This window comes from Cytobacillus pseudoceanisediminis (assembly GCF_023516215.1).
GTDB classification, from domain to species: Bacteria; Bacillota; Bacilli; order Bacillales; family Cytobacillaceae; genus Cytobacillus; species Cytobacillus pseudoceanisediminis.
On record NZ_CP097349.1, the window covers coordinates 4,159,900 to 4,182,865 of the forward strand.

Below are 22,966 nucleotides of genomic sequence, written 5' to 3' on the forward strand. Positions count from 1 at the left end.
AGGGAGTTTCGTAAAGGTGGTGCAGGGTGATGAAGCATTCTTTCTCACGCTTTTTTGGCCTAGGCGAAAAGGGAGAACAAGTTACAGCGGAAAAACCAGCAGAAGAACAATTGGATATTGAAGACTTAAGCGACAGAGAAGAAGTTAAGAAGATACCTATTGATCAAATCGTCCCCAACCGTTTTCAGCCAAGAACGGTGTTTGATGATGAGAAGATAGAAGAGCTTTCTCGGACCATCCATACACATGGTATCATCCAGCCGATTGTCGTACGGGAATTTGAGGATGGCCAGTTTGAAATCATAGCAGGTGAACGCAGATACCGGGCCATGAAAAAGCTGGGCTGGGAAGAAGCTCCGGCTATCGTAAAAAATTTAAGTGATACAGAAACAGCTTCAGTGGCTTTAATTGAAAACCTTCAAAGGGAAGAACTGTCTCCAATTGAAGAAGCTGTTGCCTACGGAAAGCTTTTAGAACTGCATAATCTGACACAGGAAGCGTTGGCACAGCGCCTTGGAAAAGGCCAGTCAACCGTTGCAAACAAGCTTCGGCTGCTGAAATTGCCGCAGCCTGTCCAGGATGCGTTATTAAACAAATCAATCACAGAGCGGCATGCCCGTTCGCTCATTCCGCTGAAGGACCCAGAGAAGCAGGTCGCCCTGCTTCAGGAGATAGTGGAGAAGAATCTGAATGTGAAGCAGACAGAAGACAGGGTTGTCAAAATTCTCGAACAGAAAAATCCAAAGCCGAAGCCGAAGCGAAAGGCGTTCAGCAAGGATATGAGAATTGCGGTCAATACGATCCGCCAATCATTATCCATGGTTTCTGACAGCGGCATTAATCTTGATTCGGAAGAAGAAGAATTTGATGAATTTTATCAAATTACGATTAAGATTCCTAAAAAGAAATAATTTTTTAACGCGAGAGATGAAGCAGGGCCTCCCTGTTTTGTTTTTCGCGTTTTTTTTGAAGGACGATAAAAAGACTATTAGAATCTTCTTATTTTTTACAAAAAAATTATTCTGTCCTGTTTTTCGTGATAAAATAGACTACGTGATTTAACCATTCTAATAAATTCGCAGATAGATAGATCGTAATACTGATAGATGAAAGCAGGTGACACCGTGGGCAAGATTATAGCCGTTGCGAACCAGAAAGGCGGAGTCGGCAAAACGACCACTTCCGTCAATCTTGGCGCATGCCTGGCATACATAGGCAAGAAAGTGCTGCTGGTCGACATTGATCCGCAGGGGAACGCCACAAGCGGAATTGGCATTGAAAAAGCTGATGTCGATCATTGCATCTATGACGTTCTCGTTGATGATGTGGAAGCATCAAAGGTTATAAAATCAACTTCGGTAGAGAATTTATATGCAATCCCGGCAACCATTCAGCTGGCAGGTGCAGAAATTGAATTGGTGCCGACCATCTCGCGGGAAGTAAGATTAAAGAGGGCTCTTGAAGAAGTAAGAGCAAACTTTGACTATGTTATTATCGACTGTCCCCCTTCTCTCGGATTACTGACAATTAACTCGCTGACCGCTTCGGATGCCGTCATCATACCAGTGCAATGCGAGTACTATGCGCTTGAGGGTCTGAGTCAGCTTCTGAATACGGTCCGTCTTGTGCAGAAGCATCTGAATCATGATTTGAAAATCGAAGGCGTACTGCTGACGATGCTTGATGCCCGTACAAATCTTGGCATTCAGGTCATTGAAGAAGTGAAAAAGTATTTTCAGGATAAAGTATATAAAACAATCATTCCCCGCAATGTGCGGCTGGGAGAGGCTCCAAGCCATGGAGAACCTATCATTACTTATGATCCGAAGTCACGCGGAGCTGAAGTATATTTAGAACTGGCAAAGGAAGTGGTTTCAAATGGCTAAAGGTTTAGGAAAAGGTCTGAATGCTTTTTTCAATAATATTGAAACCGAAAAAGAAGAAACCGTACAAGAAGTCAAAATAAAGGACATCCGTCCAAACCCTTATCAGCCGCGCAAAGTGTTTGAAAAGGAAGCCATCGAGGAATTGAAGCAGTCCATCCTTGAACACGGAATTCTGCAGCCGATCATCGTCCGAAAAAGCATCAAAGGCTATGAAATTGTAGTTGGGGAGCGCCGCTACCGGGCAGCAAAAGAAGCAAATCTTGAAAGAGTTCCTGTTGTCATACGGGAATTGAATGAACAGCAGATGATGGAGCTCGCTGTTCTTGAGAATCTGCAGCGTGAAGACTTAACTCCAATTGAAGAAGCGGCTGCATACCAGCTGTTAATGGAGAAGCTCAAGGTGACACAAGAGGAGCTGGCAAAGCGCCTGGGAAAAAGCAGGCCGCATATTGCCAACCATATTCGCCTGCTTTCCCTTCCTCCGAAAATTCAAGGTTTGATTTCTGACGGGAAAATCTCCATGGGTCATGGCAGAGCCCTATTGGGCCTGCGGAAAAAAGAGAAACTGCAGGCGCTCGTTGAAAAAACAGTTAAAGACGGCTTAAATGTCCGTCAGCTTGAACAGCTGATTCAGCAGCTGAATGATGTTTCACGTGAAACGAAAAAGCCAAATGCTCCAAAAGACATTTTTATTAAGGAACGCGAATCCTCCCTCCGAGAAAGATTCGGAACCACGGTCCATATTAAACAGTCCAAAAACAAAGGGAAAATAGAGATTGAATTTTTCTCAAAAGAAGATTTGGAACGCATTATGGAACTTTTAGAAACCAATTCGTAAGCCATCTTAATGATGGTTTATTTTTTTACAGGTATTCAAAAAAAGATTGTAGGTCAGTACCTTTCGTGGTAATTTTAATAGAAAATAATTCGCATTGCGAAATAATTAGGTGAAGAATATGTTTTTGCTAGGAACGCTTGTGAATGGATTATTGATAATTATAGGAACACTGCTGGGGAAATTGCTTCATCGCATTCCTGAGAGTATGAAGGGGACGGTGATGCATGCGATCGGCCTTGCTGTCATGGTGCTCGGCCTGCAAATGGGTCTTAAAAGCGAGAACTTCCTGGTTGTGATTTTAAGTCTTGTTTTCGGAGCAGTTATTGGAGAATACTTTGCTCTCGAAGATAAGCTGAACAAACTTGGCGATTGGCTCGAAAGCAAAATCGGCTCAAAAGGCCAAGGCAGCATTTCGCAGGGCTTCGTAACGGCTACGCTTATCTTTGTCATTGGTGCTATGGCCATTATCGGCGCGCTCGACAGCGGTATCCGGGGCGACCACTCGGTTCTTTATACCAAATCGATTATTGACGGCTTCACCTCCCTTATCTTAACGACTACATTAGGGATTGGTGTGCTCTTTTCAGCTTTTCCGGTCATGCTTTATGAAGGACTCATTGCCCTTTTTGCCACCCAAATCGACCGGTTTGTCCCCCAGCTTCTTATGGACAGCTTTATCAAGGAAATGACCGCGACAGGCGGAATCATGATCTTTGCGATTGGTCTGAATCTGACAGGGATAACAAAGATCAGGGTTGCGAACCTGCTTCCTGGAATTGTGGTTACGGGGATTATTGTGTCGGTTGTTTATTTTTATGGGCTTTATTTTTAGGTGATGGGGATTTAGTTGTTGGTGCTGTGATGTGAAGCATGTGCACTGGAATTTATTGTGCTAGCGGTAGCTTAACAAATTGGGTGCAGCGCATAAACTAATGAAATTGCGCATGTACCTGATACGAGCGCGAAAATCTGCTATGAGCGCACGAAAAGAAGAGAGAACGGCGCATAAACCGGGTGAGAGCGCAAAAGCATCTTCAGATAGCGCATAAAAAAACCGAATCAGTGCGAAAACCTGTAAAAAGAGCGCGAAAAGATGGTAGAACGGCGCCTAACCGGGTGAGAGCGCAAAAGCATCTTCAGATAGCGCATAAAAAAACCGAATCAGTGCGAAAACCTGTAAAAAGAGCGCGAAAAGATGGTAGAACGGCGCCTAACCGGGTGAGAGCGCAAAAGTATCTTCAGATAGCGCATAAACTTACTGAATCAGCGCGAAAATCTGTAAAAAGAGCGCGAAAAGAAGAGAAAACGGCGCATAAACCAGATTGGGAGTGCTAATGCATCTACATACAGCGCATAAACTCATCGAACGAAACCCTGTCAGAACAGCGCAATGCCACCCCTCCCATCCCCAGCTAACCAAAAAAGCCGCAGGCCCAATTCCCCTGCGGCTTTCCTATTCATTAAGGTGTTTGTTCACGGTTTAGTTCCCACTTGAATGCAGGCCAAGCTGGTGCAGTCTGGTGGGTCAGGCTTGCTTCATAGATGCCGCCTGCGATGGTTTTGGCCATTTTCAGGACGAGGTTGAGTCTTGTGTTCTGGAGGACGAAGAATTCCATAAATCCGCTGACGTTGACGATGCCGGTTATGTGCATGTCCCCTACTTCCGGCAGGTCTTTATTGACTCCGGCGCCAGGCTTGACGGGCCCTTCTCCGATTTGGATGACTCCGACGCTTTTTAAGCGGCCCAGGCAGGCGTCGATCCCGATGATAAAGGGATTGAAATGCTTCTTTTTGATTTCGTTCAGTTTTTCTTCCAGGTTTACGGCATGGATCGGGTCCTCCAGTGTTCCGTATACATGGAAAGATGAAATGGATTTTTCCTCGAGGAGTGTGCCGACCAGCGGACCTAATGAATCGCCTGTAGAGCGGTCTGTGCCAATGCAGACAAAAACGATGGGACGGCAGCTGATGCCCGCAGGCAGAATATTCTTCAGTTCAGCAGCCAATTTTTCAGCAGAGTTTGTTTCTTCATGCGAGATTCTGGCAGAAGCCCCGCCTTTCTTGTCAAACAAGTTTGGTTTGAAGTTCATATAGGTCCACTCCCTCTTTATTCCTTGCCATGCCCGAAATACAAGTATTTATACGTTTTTAACAGTATACGGAAATTTTGTGTAATCTATACATACCTGTATTATTTAATCGTTAAACAATCGAGTTTTAAACTGTAAAGTCATGAGAAAAATTGATAAAATTATTTTGTTTTACAGAGGGATTCGCACTGAGAGGCAAGATGCAGTATAATTTCATAAAAGTAAAGGATTGAAATTTTGAACGCGATAACTGTCTAGCTCCAGGCGCCATCGGCTCTCGGGTCTAAGCTTGTCTAGTTTCGGCTCCTAGGGACTCGAGGTCATAAGCCGTTCCCTTCCAGAAGGAAAAAACACCTTCTTACAGGGACCGTCTTATGCTAGTCATCCCTGGGCAGTCGCCTCAACTTTTCTTTCAATCCGTCCAAAAGGTTAAAGAACACCTTACAGCCGGCTCGTCTTATGCTTGTCGCCGATAAGCAGGAGCCTTCCGCTTTTCTATATTTTCACTAAAGTAAAGCAGGTGAAATCATGAGTCCTATTGAAAAAATGATTAACAGTATGATAGATAAGCTTTCTAATGAACAGACATGGATAAATATCGGAGAAGGCATCTTTAAAATTTTTGCGATTCTGATCGTTACGAGCATCCTGATCAGGATTGGCAAGCTGGCGATCCGCAATATTTTTAAAGTGAGGGCACCTTCAAGGCTCCGAATCTCAGAGCGCAGGGAAGCTACCCTTCTGAAGCTGCTTGAGAATATGCTTACGTATGTGGTGTTTTTCGTTGCGGCGATCATGATATTATCGGTGCTGACGATTGATGTAAAAGCCCTTTTGGCCGGTGCCGGAATCGTCGGGCTGGCTGTTGGGTTTGGGGCACAAAGTCTTGTAAAGGATATCATCACCGGGTTTTTCATCATTTTTGAAGACCAGTTCTCGGTGGGGGATTATATCCGGATTGATCAATTTGAAGGAACGGTAGAAGAAATCGGATTGCGGACAACAAAGATTAAAAACTGGACAGGTGAAGTTCATATCCTTCCGAACGGAAGCATTATGCAGGTCACTAATTTTTCCATAAATAACAGCGTTGCCTTTGTGGATGTCAGCATTGCTTATGAAGGCGATATTGTGAAAGCTGAAAGAGTTCTTCAGGAATTATTCGAAAAGCTGCCGGGCAAATATGAGGATATGGTCAAGCCGCCGGAAATTCTCGGCATCCAAAATCTGGCTGCTTCTGATGTGGTGCTGCGCGTGGTTTCAGAAACGCTGCCAATGAGGCACTTTTATATTGCACGGCAGCTGCGGAAAGAAATTAAGCTTTGTTTAGATGAGCATGGCATTGAAATTCCGTTCCCGCGACTTGTTATGTATACACGGAATGATCAGGCAAAGGAAAATCCTAAACTGAATGCGGAGGGATAAATATGGAGCAAAAGGAATTTGATCTACACGATGTGGTGGAAATGAAAAAGCCTCATCCATGCGGGGTTAACAAATGGAAAATCATCCGAATGGGAGCAGATATCCGCATTAAGTGCGAAGGCTGCGGCCACAGCGTGATGATTCCAAGAAGGAATTCGCCCGCAAAATGAAGAAAATTCTTGTTAAGCATGAGGGGTAAATAGATAAATACGGGGAGATGAGGGTTTTGGCGGATACATTCAAGTCAGCCTGTCCCCTTAACTGCTGGGACAGCTGCGGCTTTCATGTAACAGTTGAAGACGGTAAGGTGACAAAGGTAGATGGCGATCAGGACCATCCAATAACAAAGGGGAAAATTTGCGGCCGCGGCAGAATGCTTGAAAGCAGGACCAATTCTCCGGAGCGCCTGCTTCATCCGATAAAGAAGGTGGATGGAGAATTTGTGCGAGTTTCATGGGAGCAGGCTTTGCACGATATTTCCCTGAAAATGAAAGAGCTAAAAGAAACAGCTGGGACCACTTCGGTCCTGCACAGCCATGATTATGCCAATGGAGGCTTGCTGACGAACCTGGGTCAGCGCTTTTTTAACTGCTATGGCGGAGTGACTGAGCTGACGGGATCCATCTGCTGGGGAGCCGGCATCGAGGCTCAGAGCTGGGATTTCGGAGATGCGTATAGCCACGGGCCTGAAGATATTTTAAACAGCAAACATATTGTTGTCTGGGGCAGAAATGTCGCGCGCACCAATATGCACCTGTATCAAAAGCTGCAGGAAGCAAAGAAGCAAGGTGCCAAGCTGTATGTAATTGATCCGATTTTTAATGCGACGGCTAAAATAGCGGACCGCTATTTTTCCATCAAGCCGGGAATGGATGGATGGCTTGCGGCCGGCATCATGAAGGAAATGCTCCGTCTGGGCGCAGAAGATAGAAGTTTCATAGATAAGTATTCTATTGGCTTTGAAGACCTGAATGAACTGCTGAGCAGTGTGACACTTGAGGAAGTGGCAGAAAAAACGGAAGTGCCTGCAGAGGTGATGACCGAGCTTGCGATGGTCTATGGGGACCGCCCCGTTTCCACTTTCTTTGGCCTGGGCATGCAGCGCTACGAAAACGGCGGAAACACGATCCGGCTGATGGATGCTTTAATTGCTGTGAGCGGAAATATTGGCATCCCGGGCGGAGGCGCAAACTATGCCAACAGGCAGGTTGGGCAAAGCTTTGATGGGGCAGCCCTCACCCTCCCTGAACGGAAAACGGCTTTCAGGCAATTTACGATGATGCGGCAGGCAGAGGGAATATTAACAGCAAAAGACCCTGAGATTAACATGATTTTCGTTACGTGTGGAAACCCTTTAACTCAGGTCCCTGACTCATCAAGGGTACGCGAGGCTTTTGCATCTGTTGAGACAGTCGTCGTGATGGATCAGTTTATGACAGATACGGCCAAAATGGCTGATTATGTGCTTCCGGTTGCCACAGTTTTTGAACAGGAAGATGTCTATTACTCTTCCATGTACCATCACTTTGTCAATCATGGTCCGAAGCTGGTTGAACCGCCAGGGGAAGCGAAGACTGATTTATGGGTTTGGACTGAGCTTTCTAAGCGTCTTGGATTCGGAGCCGATTTTGATTTTACAAGAGAAGAGTTTATCAGCATGGGCCTCGGTTCACTAAGTGAGCATGGGATCACATTGGATAGCTTAAGGAATTCCCACCATAAGGAACTCCCGGTTGATACGGTGCCCTGGGCAGACCGGCAGTTCAAAACGCCAAGCGGCAAGTATGAATTCACCTCTGCTGCGGCGTTCCGAAAGGGTTCCGAAAGCAGGCTGACACTCGCTCTTCCCCGGGAAACCAAGTGGACGGACAAGGAGCGTGCCAATCAGTTTCCTTATACACTGCTGACGATTCATCCGCTTCGCTCCAATCATTCGCAGCATTATCACCTTTTGAAGCCTGAGCCAAAGGCAAAGGTGGAAATTGCCGACAATATTGCTGAGAAGCTTGGCCTGCAGGAGAACGATTATGTCAAAGTGTGGAATGACCGAGGGGAAATGAAGGGCTTTGTCCATATAATGAAAAAGCCCATCCGGATACCATCAATATTGATGAGGGCATTTGGTCAAAATTTGGCGGTCCCGTCAATAATCTTACTTCCAGCCGCGAATCGGACAATGGCCTTGGAAGCACTTTGTACGACTGCCTTGTTAATATTGAGAAGATATAAAATTGGGTGACAGGCACCTATACCAGTTCAGCAAAGTGGTATAGGTGCCTGTCACCTTTTCTTTACATTTCAACGGCAACTATCTATAATTGTTAGAGGCTTGTTTAAATGAGAAACAATCGTATTTTTTTAAACATAAGAATCATAACTTTGAATTTCGATAACTGTCTAGCTCCAGCGCCTACCCCCTCGAGGTCACAAGCCAAACCTCCCAGAAAGGTAAAGAACACCTTTCCGTTAGGTTCGTCTTGTGCTTGGGGCCCACAGGATGTGGGTCATGCAGACGTTGCCACAGGACGTGGCGTTCTTAGTCTGCGTTCCTTTGGAACCAAGGCGCTTGCGCTTTTCTTATGATGAATAAAGTTGAGGAGTGACTTGGATGGCTTTAACAGCTGGTATTGTAGGTTTGCCGAACGTCGGAAAGTCTACGTTGTTTAATGCAATTACCCAGGCAGGAGCGGAGTCTGCGAACTATCCGTTCTGTACAATTGATCCGAATGTGGGAATTGTTGAAGTGCCTGATCACCGTTTGAATAAATTAACTGAATTGGTTCAGCCGAAAAAGACTGTGCCAACGGCTTTCGAATTTACGGATATTGCCGGCATCGTAAAGGGTGCGAGCAAAGGGGAAGGTCTTGGGAATAAGTTCCTGTCTCATATTCGTGAAGTAGATGCCATCTGCCAGGTTGTCCGCTGTTTTGCGGATGACAATATTACACACGTTGCAGGGAAAGTTGATCCAATCGACGATATTGAAGTCATCAACCTGGAATTGATTCTGGCTGACCTGGAATCGGTTGAAAAGCGAATTGGCCGCGTGAGCAAGCTGGCAAAGCAGAAAGATAAAGATTCTGTGTTTGAGCTTGAAATTCTGGAAAAATTAAAAGAAGCGTTTGAAGCAGACAAACCGGCGCGTACAGTTGAGTTTACAGAGGAACAAATGAAGCTTGTAAAAGGTCTTCATCTGCTGACAATTAAACCTGTGCTTTACGTGGCGAATGTTAGCGAAGATGATGTAGCTGATCCTTCTTCAAACGAATATGTGCAGCAGGTTAAAGAATTTGCTGCAAAGGATAATGCGGAAGTAATTGTCATCTGTGCAAAAATTGAATCTGAAATTGCGGAGCTTGATGGGGAAGAAAAAGAAATGTTCCTTCAGGAGCTTGGCATCGAAGAATCGGGCCTTGATCAGCTGATTAGAGCAGCCTACAATCTTCTTGGACTTGCAACTTACTTCACAGCCGGTGTACAGGAAGTCCGCGCCTGGACATTCCGCAAAGGCATGAAGGCTCCCCAGTGTGCGGGAGTTATTCACTCAGACTTTGAAAAAGGCTTCATCCGTGCAGAAACGGTTTCCTATGAAGACCTTGTCGCTGCAGGCAACATGACAGCTGCCAAAGAAGCAGGAAAAGTCCGCCTTGAAGGAAAAGAATATATTGTTAAAGACGGAGATGTCATGCACTTCCGCTTTAACGTTTAATTTACTGAGAACCTCTATATTAGGGGTTCTTTTTTTCTATGCAACAGTATGATGTTGATTTCAAGTGCGGTGACCGATAAAGCAGCCGGTCATCTCTGCTGCAGCGAAATCGATCTTCAGAATTAAAGCTCGAAAAGATATCCTCTCTCAAATAAACTTCCATCTAGCAATTAACTCCAGTGATATTGCTTTTGCATAATTAATGTGCTATAATTTCAACTTGTGAGTAATGAATATATTGCTCCTTGCCCTTTTGAAGGGCCGTTAGACCAAAAGGAGGTGAAAGTGATGAGAAAGTACGAAGTTATGTACATCATCCGCCCAAACATTGAAGATGAGGCTAAAAAAGCCCTAGTTGAGCGTTTCAACACAATCTTAACTGACAATGGTGCGGAGGTTTCTGAATCAAAGGATTGGGGTAAGCGTCGCCTTGCATACGAAATCAATGATTTCCGCGATGGCTACTACCAGCTAATGAACGTTAATGCTGAAGCAAAAGCAGTTGACGAGTTCACTCGTCTAGCTAAAATCAGCGAAGACATCATCCGTTACATCGTTGTTAAAGACGAAAAATAATAGATAAAGCCATTTTTACCGAGAGGAGTTGATTCTGATGATGAACCGTGTTGTTCTTGTCGGACGTTTGACAAAGGATCCTGATTTGCGGTATACCCCGAACGGAGTTCCTGTCGCTTCATTCACTCTTGCCGTGAATCGTACTTTTACGAATCAGCAAGGTGAACGGGAGGCAGACTTTATCAACTGTGTGGTATGGAGAAAGCCAGCTGAAAACGTAGCGAACTTCCTTAAAAAAGGAAGTCTTGCAGGTGTAGATGGCCGGATTCAGTCCCGCAGCTATGAAGGCCAGGATGGAAAGCGTGTTTACGTGACAGAAGTCCAGGCTGAGAGTGTGCAATTCCTTGAGCCTAAGAATAGTTCTGGCGGCCAGGGAGGCAATCCGAACTACGGCGGTCCAAGAGATCAGGATTTCCCATTTGGAAATAACAGCAATCAGAATCAACGCCAGGATAATCGTAATCAGGGCGGCTATACTCGCGTGGATCAGGACCCATTCGCAAATGACGGCCAAATCGACATTTCCGATGACGACCTGCCATTCTAATAGTGCCTGATTATGAACGGAAATATATAATCAAAAAGCTAAAGGAGGTAACTGACCATGGCTGGAGGACGCAGAGGAGGACGTGCTAAACGTCGTAAGGTTTGCTTTTTCACTGCAAACGGAATCACTCACATCGACTACAAAGATGTGGATCTTCTAAAAAAATTCATCTCTGAGCGCGGTAAGATTTTACCACGTCGTGTAACTGGCACTAACGCTAAATACCAACGTAAATTAACGATTGCTATTAAGCGTGCGCGCCAAATGGCATTACTGCCATACGTTTCAGGTGAATAATAAATATGAAAAGACGCTGGTATCCGGCGTCTTTTTTTATTATGCTTTCTTCTTTAATGCAGGATTGTATTAAAGTGCAAACCTGATGAAAAAGCCGGCATTCCCTCTTCTGAAATCACGAAGGTTGAACCTGCATTTAATACTAGCTACAATAGACTTTATGAGTTGTCTTATTTGGAATGGTTCAAAAAGCAGGGAAAATGATTTCCCCCTTTTTGGATACACAGTTTGAGGGGTGTATCAATGAATAATGTACATAAATTAACAGAGGGTGCAGTGCTTCTGGCTGTTTTTGCAGTGCTTCTTCTGATTTCGCTCTATGTGCCGTTTCTCGGTACCATTTCGGTTTTCTTCCTGGCTCTTCCGTTTATTATGTTTGCAGCAAAAAATAACCGGATGTATGCAATCGTATTTCTAACGGGAGGCATCCTGCTTTCTCTGATTATCGGTTCGTTTATGGCTCTGCCGCTTGTGCTGACATTTGGACTGACCGGGACGGTAATTGGCATTTTTATAAGTGAAAAGAAAGGACGGATGCCTTCCTTTATTGCGGGCACCCTTGTATTCCTTGCAGCCCTGCTGATCCTGTATGCGGCGGCAGTTGCTCTTTTTAATGTAAATATTATTCAAGAAGGCATCGATATGATGGAGGAGTCCATCCAAATTTCAGAAGGAGTGCTTGAAGGCTTTGGCCAGAATGCGGATAAAGCAGTCGAGCAATTTACAGAAGGCCTGAAAATGATTGAGACGCTGACGCCAAGCTTATTCGTCATGACATCGGTTATTTCCGTTTTTGTCATCCAGCTTGTCTCCTTTCCGATTGCCAAAAGATTCGGCATTAAGGTTGAAAGCTGGAAGCCGTTCAGGGAAATGAGCCTGCCGAAAAGCATATTATGGTACTATCTCATTACAATTATAGCTTCTTTCCTTTTTAATCCGTCAGAAGGAAGCTACTGGTTTATGGCGCTTGTAAATATTGCATTCATTCTGCAGATTTTCATGGTCATTCAAGGCCTGTCCCTGATTTTCTTTTTCAGCCATTTAAAGGGGTGGCCGAAAGCTGTGCCGGTCCTGGCCGCTGTATTTACATTTCTTATGCCATTTCTCCTTTATATTGTGAGGATATTAGGTATAATTGACTTAGGATTCGATTTAAGGCAAAGATTAGGAAAAAGTGATGAACAACACTACTGTTTAGGAGCTGAAAACATGCCTTCGTATTTAGAAAAGCGGTCCATACGCTATCCGATTTTTGGATTGATGGGCATAACAGTGGTGCTTCTCGGTATATTGGCGTACTACAATTGGCTTTTTGCACTAATTGGGCTGTTTCTTGTCATCCTTCCTTTCTACTATCTTTTTCAGCTGATTCAGAAGCATCGGAAGGAGACGGAAGAATACATCTCGACCCTTTCCTACAGGGTGAAAAAAGTCGGCGAAGAAGCTCTGATGGAAATGCCGATCGGGATCATGCTCATTAATGATGATTATTACATTGAATGGACCAATCCCTTTTTAGCATCCTGCTTCGATGAAGATACGCTAGTCGGAAGATCGCTTTATGATGTCGCGGATTCACTTGTTCCGCTGATCAAACAAGAAGTGGAAACCGAAATCATTACCCTTCATGACCGCAAATTCCGGGTAATCCATAAACCGGAAGAGCGCTTATTATACTTTTTTGATGTCACGGAACAGACCGAAATTGAAAAAATGTATCAGGAAGAACGGACGGTTATTGCCATTATTTTCCTTGATAATTATGATGAACTGACTCAGGGGATGGATGACCAGACAAAAAGCAGCCTCAATAGCCTGGTGACCCAAATATTGAATAAGTGGGCACAGGACAATGGGGTCTTCTTGAAGAGAGTCTCGTCTGAGCGGTTTATCGCCGTATTTAATGAACATATTCTGCAGCTTCTGGAAAAAGGAAAGTTCACGATTCTCGATGATGTCCGGGAGACCACTTCCAAGCAAAACGTTCCATTAACATTAAGCGTGGGCGTCGGAACAGGGGTTTCTTCCCTTCCTGAACTCGGTTCGCTGGCCCAGTCCAGCTTAGACCTGGCATTAGGCCGCGGCGGAGACCAGGTAGCCATCAAACAGACGAACGGGAAGGTTAAATTCTTCGGGGGAAAAACCAATCCTGTTGAAAAAAGAACCCGGGTCCGTGCACGCGTGATTTCCCATGCGCTGAAGGAATTGATTTCCGAAAGCGATAAAGTGATTATCATGGGCCACAAAAGCCCGGATATGGATGCGATTGGAGCGGCCATCGGTATTCAGAAAGTGGCTCGCCTGAATCAGCGTGAAGGCTATGTGGTTGTAAATTTCAATGAACTCGATACTGGTGTCAGAAGAATGATGAAGGAAATTGAAAAGAATGAAGAGCTCTTTTCTAAATTCATTACCCCGGAACAGGCGATGGAGATTGCAACAGACGATACCCTGCTCGTGGTCGTTGATACCCACAAGCCATCCATGGTGATTGAAGAAAAGCTGCTTCATAAAATTGAACATGTTGTCGTCATCGACCATCACCGCCGCGCGGAAGAGTTTATCCATAATCCTCTGCTGGTTTATATGGAGCCATATGCCTCTTCCACAGCAGAACTGGTAACAGAGCTTCTGGAGTATCAGCCGAAAAACGGCAGAATCGAAATGCTGGAAGCAACGGCCCTGCTTGCCGGGATTATTGTCGATACGAAGAGTTTTTCGCTGCGGACAGGATCCAGGACGTTTGATGCGGCTTCCTATCTGCGCGGACAGGGTGCAGATACCGTGCTAGTTCAAAAGTTCTTAAAAGAGGATGTAGATACCTACATCAAGCGGGCTAAACTGATTGAAACCGTTCAATTTTACAGAGAAGGAATTGCGATTGCAAAGGGACAGCCGGATCAGATATTTGATCAGGTTCTGATTGCCCAGACAGCAGATACCCTGCTGACGATGGATGGTGTGGTTGCTTCATTTGTCATTTCCAACCGCTCTGAAAACATGATAGGGGTCAGCGCGCGTTCCCTCGGGGATATCAATGTCCAGGTGATCATGGAAAACCTTGAAGGCGGCGGGCACTTAACTAACGCTGCCACACAGCTTCACGATGCAACACTTGATGAAGTTGAGGCCCGATTAAAAGAGGCTATAGATGAATACTTTGAAGGGAGAAAAAAGAATGAAAGTAATCTTTTTAAAAGACGTTAAAGGCAAGGGCAAAAAAGGCGAAGTAAAAAATGTAGCAGATGGCTATGCACATAACTTTTTAATTAAGCAAGGGCTTGCTGTTGAAGCAAACCAGGCCAATGTCAGCAGCCTGAATGCTCAAAAGAAAAAAGAGGCTAAGCTTGCAGAAGAAGAATTGGCTGAAGCAAAAAAACTAAAAGAAACACTTGAAAAGCTGACGGTTGAATTTACAGCAAAATCAGGTGAAGGCGGCCGCCTTTTCGGCTCCATCACAAGCAAGCAAATTGCAGAAGAACTTCAAAAGAAGCACAGCATCAAAATCGATAAGCGCAAAATCGAAATGGAAGACGCGATCCGCACGCTCGGATACACAAAGGTTCCAGTCAAGCTTCATACTGAAGTAACGGCAACATTAAACGTACATGTAAAAGAAGCTTAAAGTGAAACTGCAATTAGTTAGAATGCGATAAACTAATATTGGAAGTGGCTTTTGCCGATAAACATGTTAAAATAAAAGGGTTGATTAAAAATGTGATCAGTTTCGGCTGGTCACATTTTTTAAAGGGAAATTTAGAGATTTTTATATAGATATAGTATTGCTTTATAGATAACTGTCCAGCTCCACAGGGGACGCTTCGACAGCATTATCATCAAACGACTAAGAGCGTTAGCTTTTAGGAGGGGCGCCTGCCCTCGTGTTCACAAGCCAAGGCAATGAACGCCTTTCCGTGAGGCGCATCTTGTGCTTGGCGGGGGTGACTAAGGCGCTTGTGCATTTCTTATTAGGAGGTTTGAACAGATGAGTGATTTATTTGCGGATCGGCTCCCGCCTCAAAATATTGAAGCGGAACAGGCAGTGCTTGGGGCAATCTTTCTTGAACCCTCCTCTCTTACACAAGCATCAGAGATCTTGATACCCGAAGACTTCTACCGTGCGGCACACCAGAAAATTTTCAATGTAATGCTGAAGCTGAGCGATCAAGGAAAAGCCGTCGACTTAGTGACCGTGACAGAAGAGCTCAGTGCAGCGAAACTGCTAGAGGATACCGGAGGCGTCAGCTATTTAAGTGAATTGGCCGGCTCTGTTCCAACAGCAGCGAATATCGAGTACTATGCAAAGATCGTTGAAGAAAAGTCACTGCTTCGAAGGTTGATCCGGACGGCGACAGGCATTGCCCAGGACGGCTATACACGTGAGGATGAAGTAGAAGTTCTGCTGGGTGAAGCAGAGAAAAATATCATGGAGGTAGCACAGCGCAAAAACGCCGGTGCCTTTCATAATATTAAGGATGTTCTCGTCCGGACCTACGATAATATCGAGGAAATGCATAACCGTAAAGGGGATATTACAGGGATTGCGACTGGATTTACCGAACTGGATCGGATGACAGCCGGCTTCCAGCGAAATGACCTCATCATTGTCGGTGCCCGCCCTTCCGTGGGTAAAACTGCCTTCGCCCTGAATATCGCGCAAAATGTGGCAACGAAAACCGGTGAAAACGTCGCGATCTTCAGTCTTGAGATGGGTGCCGAACAGCTTGTTATGCGTATTCTCTGTGCAGAAGGCAATATTGATGCGCAAAGGCTTCGTACCGGCTCCCTGACGGATGAGGACTGGGGAAAGCTGACCATGGCAATGGGAAGCCTATCAAATGCAGGAATTTTTATTGATGATACCCCAGGTGTCAGAATCACAGATATTCGATCTAAGTGCCGCCGTTTAAAGCAGGAGCATGGGCTTGGCATGATTTTGATCGACTACCTGCAATTAATCCTGGGAAGCGGTCGTTCGGGAGAAAACCGTCAGCAGGAAGTATCTGAAATCTCACGTTCCCTTAAGCAATTGGCCCGTGAACTTCAGGTCCCTGTTATCGCACTGTCCCAGCTTTCCCGTGGAGTGGAACAGCGCCAGGATAAGCGCCCGATGATGTCAGATATCCGTGAATCGGGAAGTATTGAGCAGGATGCCGATATCGTGGCATTCCTATACCGAGATGACTATTATGACAAAGAATCCGAAGATAAAAACATCATCGAAATCATTATCGCCAAGCAGCGTAACGGCCCGGTTGGAACCGTTCAGCTGGCTTTCGTAAAAGAGTATAATAAATTCGTAAACTTAGAGAAACGCTTTGATGATTCCTTTGCGCCGCCTGGTGCATAAAGAGGGCCTGCATTTGCATGTCCTCTTTTTTATTGTCTTGCTCCAGGAATTTCTGATTTTCATATTTTCATGGTTTTACGAACATATTTTTATATTTTTATTAAAAATGTTCGTGTTTTATTGACTATCACACATCACCTTGATAAACTAAAGTGGTTGAAAAAAGTTACTTAATTAAAAATGTATTTATAGAATTTTAAAACCATGGGATTCCCGGAGGTGCTTTTTAATGTCATCAGTAGTAGTAGTTGGAACACAGTGGGGAGATGAAGGGAAAGGAAAAATTACAGACTTCCTTTCTGAAAATGCAGAAGTTATCGCACGCTACCAAGGCGGAAACAATGCAGGACACACAATTAAATTTAATGGTGAAACATACAAGCTTCATTTAATTCCATCTGGAATATTCTATAGCGATAAAATTTGCACGATCGGAAACGGAATGGTTGTCGATCCAAAAGCGCTTGTAAAGGAATTGGCGTATCTTCATGACAAGGGAGTTACAACAGACAACCTGCGCATCTCAAACCGCGCACATGTCATCCTTCCATATCACCTGAAGCTTGATGAAGTGGAAGAAGAGCGCAAAGGCGCTAACAAGATTGGTACAACGAAAAAGGGCATCGGCCCTGCTTACATGGATAAAGCAGCCCGCAACGGAATCCGCATTGCGGACCTTCTTGACCGTGAAGTGTTTGAAGAAAAGCTTGCGCGCAACCTTGAAGAAAAGAACCGCCTGCTTGAGCGCTTCTATGAAACAGAAGGATTCACAATCGAAGAAATCCTAGAGGAATACTATGAGTACGGCCAGCAGATTAAGCATTATGTCTGCGACACTTCTGTTGTGCTTAATGACGCATTGGATGAAGGCCGCCGCGTGCTTTTCGAAGGTGCACAAGGAGTTATGCTTGATATCGACCAGGGGACTTACCCATTCGTTACATCCTCTAACCCTGTGGCTGGCGGCGTAACAATCGGTTCTGGTGTCGGCCCTACAAAAATCAAGCATGTTGTTGGTGTATCTAAGGCCTATACGACTCGTGTAGGAGATGGCCCATTCCCAACTGAGCTTGATAATGAAATCGGCAGCCAGATTCGTGAAGTAGGCCGTGAATACGGTACAACAACTGGCCGTGCCCGCCGTGTCGGCTGGTTCGACAGCGTGGTTGTCCGTCATGCCCGCCGTGTCAGCGGTATTACAGACCTTTCTCTTAACTCCATCGATGTATTGACTGGAATTGAGACATTAAAAATCTGTGTAGCATACCGTTATAATGGAGAAGTAATCGAAGAATTCCCTGCAAGCTTGAAAGTACTGGCTGACTGTGAGCCTGTATACGAAGAGCTTCCAGGCTGGACAGAGGACATCACAGGCTGCAAATCACTTGATGAGCTTCCTGCGAATGCCCGCCACTATCTGGAGCGCGTTTCACAGCTGACAGGAATTCCATTATCGATCTTCTCAGTCGGTCCGGACCGCACACAAACAAACGTAGTCCGCAGCCCATGGAGACAGAACTAATACTTGATTGAAAAGCCCTAATGTGAATTAGGGCTTCAGTTTGTAGACAAAAAGAGTTCGGAATAGTCTCATTCCGAACTCTTTTTTCATTTTTTGTAGGACTTCAAGTAATTACAGAGAATTGCAGACCTCTCCGAGGTTATCATTTAGGCCATTTCTGGACCTTGCCAAGTCCAGGTGGCCATTTTCTTCAAATTCATGGCAGCGAAAGTAAGCATCGCCTGCATCGACATTTTTTTAAGTCCCCTGAGGGTTGTCCAACGCATGCCATGCTTTTCTTTTGCATCTGCGAATACTCGTTCAATTGTTTCTTTGCGTTTTTCATAGATCGGTTTGACGTCTTGATGGTGGCGAAGATGATCTGCTTCTTCCACATGTTCCTCCCACACATGACGTTGAATCAGTTTTTGATGTGCTTGACTCTGTGTGCATTGAGACAAGAAAGGGCATCCAGCACAAATTCGAGGATCTGATTTATATTGACGATACCCTTCCTTTGTAGTTGTAGTATATTTTAATATCTCACCAGTTGGGCAAATGTAACAGTCAAAATGCTCATCATAAACATACTCATGTTTTCTGAAGAAACCCTCTTTTGTGCGAGGTCGTGTGTAAGGTAAAGCAGGTGTGATGTCGTTTTTCAATAAGTAGCTCGTGATAGCAGGTGTTTTATAGGCTGCGTCTGCCGCAACAGCTTTTGGTTTACTAACTTTCTCAATAACTTGTTCTACCAATGGCTCTAAAATATGACTATCATGCGTGTTACCAGGGGTTACAATTGCGCCTAACACGAAGCCGTTGCGGTCTGCGGCCGCATGGAAAGAATAAGCGAACTGTTTTGTACGCTCATCTTTTACATAGTAGCCACTCTCTGGATCTGTTGTACTTTCCTTGATTTCTTTGTATTCTTCTTTATCAAACTTATCTGGTGGAAACGGCTTTTTTCCATGATCCTCGCGGTCTTGGTTAATCTCCTCTTGAAGGCGTTCTTGATAAGCACGGGTTTCTTTTCGAACAACTTTCTTTTCAAATTTGCGTTTATTTGCACTCGCTTTTACATGAGTAGAATCTACAAAAACGTGTTCAGCACTAATTAAATTCTTTTCAGCTGCGGTTTTTAAGATTCGGTAAAATATTTGTTCAAAGAGATCGGTGTCTTTAAATCGGCGCTCATAATTTTTACCGAAAGTTGAGAAGTGAGGAACTTTATCGTGAAAGCCATATCCTAAAAACCATCGATAAGCCATATTCGTTTTCAATTCTTCAATTGTTTGACGCATGGAGCGAATACCGAAGGTATATTGAATAAATGTGAGTTTAATTAATATTACAGGGTCAATACTTGGGCGGCCTTTTTCTGAATACTTATCTTTTACCAAGTCATAGATGAATGAGAAATTAATCGCCGCTTCAATTTTGCGGACCAAATGGTCCGCCGGTACAAGTTCGTCTAAAGCAACCATTTCAATTTGATCCCGTTGAATTGGATTATGTTTTGAAAGCATTTAAATCACCTCAAGCATTGTATTACTTCTATTTTAAAATAAAAAAGACTGCAGACAAGCACGATTTTCATCGAGTTTGTCGACAGTCTGAAGCCTAATGTGAATTAGGGCTTTTTGTTTTTTCTGGAGGGAGAGGGGAAATCAGAGCGAGTGAGTCCGAACTCAGTGCTGATTCGGACAGGAGAAGGAGAAATCCGAGCTGGCGAGTCCGAAATTGGCACGGATTCGGACAGGAAGAGGAGAAATCTGAGGGGAAGAGTCCGAAGTTGGCACGGATTCGGACAGGAGAAAGGGAAAACCGAGCGAATGAGTCCGAAGTTGGTGCTGATTCGGACAGGAGAAGGAGAAATCTGAGGGGAAGAGTCCGAAGTTGGCGCTGATTCGGACAGGAAGAGGAGAAAATTGAGGGAATGAGGCCCAACTTGGAGCACATTCGGACAGAGGAAGAGGAAATCCGAGCTGGCGAGTCCAAACCCGCCTCAGCTGGTTTAAATTTGGGAAAATAAATGGAAATTTAAGGAGTAAACGATAAAAAATGGGGAAAGGAATCCATATCAAGGAAAAGAACTCTTAATTTAGGGAAAGGACCTCTCCAACGGGCTGCTGTAGCGTGGGTTTAACCCTATCCTGCCGCAGTCTTCTCCTAAAAAGAAAGTTTTATAAAAAAGTTATTGCGCTTTTATAAAACTCTATGATATTATAAAAAGCGTCGCCAAGGTGGCAAGCTTGGTAACACATATAGTACGAGCCATTAGCTCAGTCGGTAGAGCAGATTGCAGCATCAGTGAATTTCTTCACCGAATAGCAATCTGTGACAAAGCACGCAGGGCTTTGGAACATCTGACTTTTCAGTATCAGGCTTTAGGCAACAATTATAGTACGAGCCATTAGCTCAGTCGGTAGAGCATCTGACTTTTAATCAGAGGGTCGAAGGTTCGAGTCCTTCATGGCTCACCATTTATATTTTATTTGGCCCCTTGGTCAAGCGGTTAAGACACCGCCCTTTCACGGCGGTAACACGGGTTCGAATCCCGTAGGGGTCATGGCGAATAACCGTCAGCAAACGGCTGGCAAGCCCAGCTTACTTGCTGACGGTTATTATTTGGTCCGGTAGTTCAGTTGGTTAGAATGCCTGCCTGTCACGCAGGAGGTCGCGGGTTCGAGTCCCGTCCGGACCGCCATTTACATAATCTGCTTCATCTAAAATCGATTGGAAAATCGGGAAGAAGCCAAATTTTGCTTAGGCAAAATAACTTAATAAGGCTCAGTAGCTCAGTCGGTAGAGCAAAGGACTGAAAATCCTTGTGTCGGCGGTTCGATTCCGTCCTGAGCCATCCCAAAAAGGAGTATGTAACCAAGCATGCTCCTTTTTGTTACATTCATGTAATACAAGCATGTTGGAGCTGCATGGCCGGTGTAATTTAGCACTCCCCAAACTCATCTTCTTTCGCACCCCTAACAAACCCCTATAAATAGGGATTATTTCCTATCTTCTTTTCGACAAAAAACTCTCTAAGCTTTGCCATTAATAGTCATAAAATGTCAGCTATTATACATTTTTGTTACATTCCCGAGTCTAGTAATCTATTTGCTTTGCTGTATGGTAAAGTAAATATTGTGAAAAATAAGGTTGACAAATTCGTAGTTACATAGCACTAAATGAAAGTGTCTTTTGTTACCGTAGTCTAGGGGGATGTAACCATGTTCAAATGGCTGAAGAAAGTAACCTCAGCATCAGAATCTACAGCAAAAAGCTTTAATAAAACCATAAATAGGACGATCGCAGCTGGTTTTGCAGCGGCGGCTTTAACTTTTGCAGGCGGTGTTTCCGCTTCTGCTAATGATGATAAGCTTGTGACGGTTTATTATGTCTATATGGGTGACGAATATATCGGAACGGTGTCGGATAAGAAAGTTATCGAAGATATGGCCGATAAAAAGATCAGTGAGGCAGAAGGTTCCCATAAGGGATTAAAGCTGGGGCTGGCAACTGAACTATCTTTCATTCCTGAACAGGTTTTTGAGTCAAGTTCAGAAGTGAATGAATTAGAAGCGGTTAATGGCTTAAAAGATAAGATGGAAGTACATGCCGAAGCAGCAGCATTAGTCATTGGCGGTAAGGAAGTGGCTTACGTTGAGAATGACGAGCAGGCCAAAGCGGCCCTTCAGAAAATCAAAACTTCCTATGTACCAGAGAAAGATTTAAAGGCTCTTGAGGAAAGAAAGGAATCTGCTAAAACTCCTTTACCTCAGCTGAAGGAAAATGAAACACGTCTTTTAGATGTCCGTTTTACGGAAGATGTATCCATCTCTGAAACAACTGTGAAACCGGATCAGATCATCAGTGCAGATGAAGCTGTGAAGCTTCTTCAAAAGGGAACCCTTGAGGAAAAGAAATATGAGGTTAAAGAAGGTGACGCACTAACCAATATTGCCAGTGCCCATAACCTTGATATGAACCAGCTGGTTGAGCTTAACAGCGGACTAAAGGAAGATTCCCTTATTAAAGCAGGGCAGGAATTAAATGTGACTGTCTACAAACCATATGTAAAAGTTATAGCAGATAAGGAAGTTTTCAAGAAAGAAAAAATCGATTATGAACAAGAAGTCATCGAAGACAGCAGCATGCCAAAAGGCGAAACGAAAGTAAAGCAAGAAGGCAAGGAAGGCGTACGCGCTGCAACCTATCTGATTTCTGAAGAAAACGGCCAAACGGTCAAAAAAGAAGTAAAAGAAGAAAAAGTTCTTGAAGACCCTGTGAAACAAATTGTCATCAAGGGAACCAAGGTCATTCCATCCCGCGGTGAAGGCAGCCTTGCTTATCCTGCAGTCGGGGGCTATATCTCAAGTAAAATGGGATACCGCTGGGGGAAAATGCATAAGGGAATTGACATTGCAAGACCTAGCGACCGGACGATAAAAGCTGCTGATAATGGAACGGTTGTTTCTGCGGGCAACGATGGCGGCGGCTATGGCAACAAAATCGTCATCGACCATAATAATGGCTTCCGCACGGTTTATGCCCATCTCGACTCAATCAGTGTCAGTGTTGGCCAAACTGTCTCAAAAGGCTCAAAGATCGGTATAATGGGGTCCACTGGGGATTCAACCGGTGTCCACCTGCATTTTGAAGTATACAAAAACGGAAAAATGCAAGATCCGCTTAAATATATAAATAAATAATTCCTGCTAAAAAGTCTCTAGCTTTCATGCTAGAGGCT

Annotated in this window: 17 protein-coding genes, 4 tRNA genes and 3 pseudogenes; 22 read left to right on the top strand and 2 right to left on the bottom strand. The window is 44.5% G+C overall.

Annotation, left to right across the window (positions count from 1 at the left end):
• Positions 1–29: 29 nt before the first annotated feature.
• The 4 genes from noc to M5V91_RS22490 all read left to right on the top strand — a co-directional run bounded on the left by noc (position 30) and on the right by M5V91_RS22490 (position 3,556).
• A complete protein-coding gene (noc, locus tag M5V91_RS22475) occupies positions 30–911 on the top strand; it encodes a nucleoid occlusion protein (protein ID WP_009332483.1) in 882 nt (293 codons plus the stop codon).
• Between the two features lie 213 nt (positions 912–1,124).
• A complete protein-coding gene (locus M5V91_RS22480; RefSeq protein WP_009332482.1) occupies positions 1,125–1,886 on the top strand; it encodes a ParA family protein in 762 nt (253 codons plus the stop codon).
• The gene (locus M5V91_RS22485) at positions 1,879–2,724 is read left to right on the top strand and encodes a ParB/RepB/Spo0J family partition protein (RefSeq protein WP_009332481.1); all 846 of its coding nucleotides are present in this window, start codon (positions 1,879–1,881) and stop codon (positions 2,722–2,724) included. The genes M5V91_RS22480 and M5V91_RS22485 overlap by 8 nt, the downstream gene beginning before the upstream one ends.
• Before the next feature lie 118 nt (positions 2,725–2,842).
• On the top strand, positions 2,843–3,556 hold the full coding sequence (locus M5V91_RS22490; protein ID WP_009332480.1) for a DUF554 domain-containing protein: 714 nt from the start codon (positions 2,843–2,845) through the stop codon (positions 3,554–3,556).
• A gap of 628 nt (positions 3,557–4,184) precedes the next feature.
• On the opposite strand, the gene yyaC is transcribed toward M5V91_RS22490, so the two are convergent.
• A complete protein-coding gene (yyaC, locus tag M5V91_RS22495) occupies positions 4,185–4,814 on the bottom strand; it encodes a spore protease YyaC (protein WP_206841016.1) in 630 nt (209 codons plus the stop codon).
• A gap of 528 nt (positions 4,815–5,342) precedes the next feature.
• Here yyaC and M5V91_RS22500 point away from each other — a divergent pair.
• The 12 genes and pseudogenes from M5V91_RS22500 to M5V91_RS22555 all read left to right on the top strand — a co-directional run bounded on the left by M5V91_RS22500 (position 5,343) and on the right by M5V91_RS22555 (position 18,240).
• Entirely contained in the window at positions 5,343–6,239 is an 897-nt protein-coding gene (locus M5V91_RS22500; protein ID WP_071158137.1) for a mechanosensitive ion channel family protein, read from the top strand.
• A pseudogene (locus M5V91_RS22505) lies at positions 6,236–6,438 on the top strand (DUF951 domain-containing protein). The gene M5V91_RS22500 and the pseudogene M5V91_RS22505 overlap by 4 nt, the downstream one beginning before the upstream one ends.
• Positions 6,439–6,465: 27 nt before the next feature.
• Positions 6,466–8,468 (top strand): annotated as a pseudogene (locus M5V91_RS22510) (molybdopterin-dependent oxidoreductase).
• A gap of 379 nt (positions 8,469–8,847) precedes the next feature.
• Complete coding sequence (gene ychF / locus M5V91_RS22515; RefSeq protein ID WP_009332475.1) at positions 8,848–9,948, top strand: redox-regulated ATPase YchF; 1,101 nt, start codon at positions 8,848–8,850, stop codon at positions 9,946–9,948.
• Positions 9,949–10,236: 288 nt separating this feature from the next.
• Positions 10,237–10,524 (top strand): 30S ribosomal protein S6, encoded by a 288-nt coding sequence (gene rpsF, locus M5V91_RS22520; RefSeq protein WP_009332474.1) that lies wholly within the window; start codon positions 10,237–10,239, stop codon positions 10,522–10,524.
• Positions 10,525–10,561: 37 nt separating this feature from the next.
• Positions 10,562–11,071: a single-stranded DNA-binding protein gene (gene ssb, locus M5V91_RS22525; RefSeq protein WP_009332473.1), complete on the top strand. Its 510-nt coding sequence runs from the start codon at positions 10,562–10,564 to the stop codon at positions 11,069–11,071.
• A 57-nt stretch (positions 11,072–11,128) separates the two neighbouring features.
• A complete protein-coding gene (rpsR, locus tag M5V91_RS22530; protein ID WP_009332461.1) occupies positions 11,129–11,368 on the top strand; it encodes a 30S ribosomal protein S18 in 240 nt (79 codons plus the stop codon).
• 243 nt (positions 11,369–11,611) lie between these two features.
• A pseudogene (locus M5V91_RS22535) lies at positions 11,612–12,451 on the top strand (YybS family protein); the annotation flags it as partial.
• Positions 12,452–12,577: 126 nt separating this feature from the next.
• Positions 12,578–14,575 (top strand): DHH family phosphoesterase, encoded by a 1,998-nt coding sequence (locus M5V91_RS22540; protein WP_284522298.1) that lies wholly within the window; start codon positions 12,578–12,580, stop codon positions 14,573–14,575.
• A complete protein-coding gene (gene rplI, locus M5V91_RS22545; protein WP_009332458.1) occupies positions 14,547–14,993 on the top strand; it encodes a 50S ribosomal protein L9 in 447 nt (148 codons plus the stop codon). The genes M5V91_RS22540 and rplI overlap by 29 nt, the downstream gene beginning before the upstream one ends.
• A 360-nt stretch (positions 14,994–15,353) precedes the next feature.
• On the top strand, positions 15,354–16,718 hold the full coding sequence (dnaB, locus tag M5V91_RS22550) for a replicative DNA helicase (RefSeq protein WP_009332457.1): 1,365 nt from the start codon (positions 15,354–15,356) through the stop codon (positions 16,716–16,718).
• 229 nt (positions 16,719–16,947) lie between these two features.
• Positions 16,948–18,240: an adenylosuccinate synthase gene (locus M5V91_RS22555; RefSeq protein ID WP_251174373.1), complete on the top strand. Its 1,293-nt coding sequence runs from the start codon at positions 16,948–16,950 to the stop codon at positions 18,238–18,240.
• Between the two features lie 146 nt (positions 18,241–18,386).
• On the opposite strand, the gene M5V91_RS22560 is transcribed toward M5V91_RS22555, so the two are convergent.
• Positions 18,387–19,745 (bottom strand): IS1182 family transposase, encoded by a 1,359-nt coding sequence (locus tag M5V91_RS22560; RefSeq protein WP_284521487.1) that lies wholly within the window; start codon positions 19,743–19,745, stop codon positions 18,387–18,389.
• 150 nt (positions 19,746–19,895) lie between these two features.
• Here M5V91_RS22560 and M5V91_RS22565 point away from each other — a divergent pair, with 150 nt between their 5' ends.
• The 6 genes from M5V91_RS22565 to M5V91_RS22590 all read left to right on the top strand — a co-directional run bounded on the left by M5V91_RS22565 (position 19,896) and on the right by M5V91_RS22590 (position 22,928).
• Positions 19,896–20,099 (top strand): hypothetical protein, encoded by a 204-nt coding sequence (locus M5V91_RS22565; RefSeq protein WP_251174372.1) that lies wholly within the window; start codon positions 19,896–19,898, stop codon positions 20,097–20,099.
• 527 nt (positions 20,100–20,626) lie between these two features.
• Positions 20,627–20,702: transfer RNA gene (locus M5V91_RS22570), tRNA-Lys, on the top strand.
• 14 nt (positions 20,703–20,716) lie between these two features.
• Positions 20,717–20,788: transfer RNA gene (locus M5V91_RS22575), tRNA-Glu, on the top strand.
• A 61-nt stretch (positions 20,789–20,849) separates the two neighbouring features.
• Positions 20,850–20,926, top strand: a tRNA-Asp gene (locus M5V91_RS22580).
• An 80-nt stretch (positions 20,927–21,006) separates the two neighbouring features.
• Positions 21,007–21,079, top strand: a tRNA-Phe gene (locus M5V91_RS22585).
• Between the two features lie 367 nt (positions 21,080–21,446).
• Entirely contained in the window at positions 21,447–22,928 is a 1,482-nt protein-coding gene (locus tag M5V91_RS22590; RefSeq protein ID WP_251174371.1) for a M23 family metallopeptidase, read from the top strand.
• Positions 22,929–22,966: the final 38 nt, after the last annotated feature.

What these genes read in the sequence shown, in the direction of transcription:
- ssb (WP_009332473.1), top strand. Translation starts at nt 10,562, where the DNA reads ATGATGAACCGTGTTGTTCTTGTCGGACGTTTGACAAAGGATCCTGAT.
- rpsR (WP_009332461.1), top strand. Translation starts at nt 11,129, where the DNA reads ATGGCTGGAGGACGCAGAGGAGGACGTGCTAAACGTCGTAAGGTTTGC.
- M5V91_RS22590 (WP_251174371.1), top strand. Translation starts at nt 21,447, where the DNA reads ATGTTCAAATGGCTGAAGAAAGTAACCTCAGCATCAGAATCTACAGCA.
- M5V91_RS22490 (WP_009332480.1), top strand. Translation starts at nt 2,843, where the DNA reads ATGTTTTTGCTAGGAACGCTTGTGAATGGATTATTGATAATTATAGGA.
- M5V91_RS22555 (WP_251174373.1), top strand. Translation starts at nt 16,948, where the DNA reads ATGTCATCAGTAGTAGTAGTTGGAACACAGTGGGGAGATGAAGGGAAA.
- M5V91_RS22485 (WP_009332481.1), top strand. Translation starts at nt 1,879, where the DNA reads ATGGCTAAAGGTTTAGGAAAAGGTCTGAATGCTTTTTTCAATAATATT.
- M5V91_RS22560 (WP_284521487.1), bottom strand. Translation starts at nt 19,745, where the DNA reads ATGCTTTCAAAACATAATCCAATTCAACGGGATCAAATTGAAATGGTT.
- ychF (WP_009332475.1), top strand. Translation starts at nt 8,848, where the DNA reads ATGGCTTTAACAGCTGGTATTGTAGGTTTGCCGAACGTCGGAAAGTCT.
- yyaC (WP_206841016.1), bottom strand. Translation starts at nt 4,814, where the DNA reads ATGAACTTCAAACCAAACTTGTTTGACAAGAAAGGCGGGGCTTCTGCC.
- dnaB (WP_009332457.1), top strand. Translation starts at nt 15,354, where the DNA reads ATGAGTGATTTATTTGCGGATCGGCTCCCGCCTCAAAATATTGAAGCG.
- M5V91_RS22540 (WP_284522298.1), top strand. Translation starts at nt 12,578, where the DNA reads ATGCCTTCGTATTTAGAAAAGCGGTCCATACGCTATCCGATTTTTGGA.
- M5V91_RS22500 (WP_071158137.1), top strand. Translation starts at nt 5,343, where the DNA reads ATGAGTCCTATTGAAAAAATGATTAACAGTATGATAGATAAGCTTTCT.
- rplI (WP_009332458.1), top strand. Translation starts at nt 14,547, where the DNA reads ATGAAAGTAATCTTTTTAAAAGACGTTAAAGGCAAGGGCAAAAAAGGC.
- rpsF (WP_009332474.1), top strand. Translation starts at nt 10,237, where the DNA reads ATGAGAAAGTACGAAGTTATGTACATCATCCGCCCAAACATTGAAGAT.
- noc (WP_009332483.1), top strand. Translation starts at nt 30, where the DNA reads ATGAAGCATTCTTTCTCACGCTTTTTTGGCCTAGGCGAAAAGGGAGAA.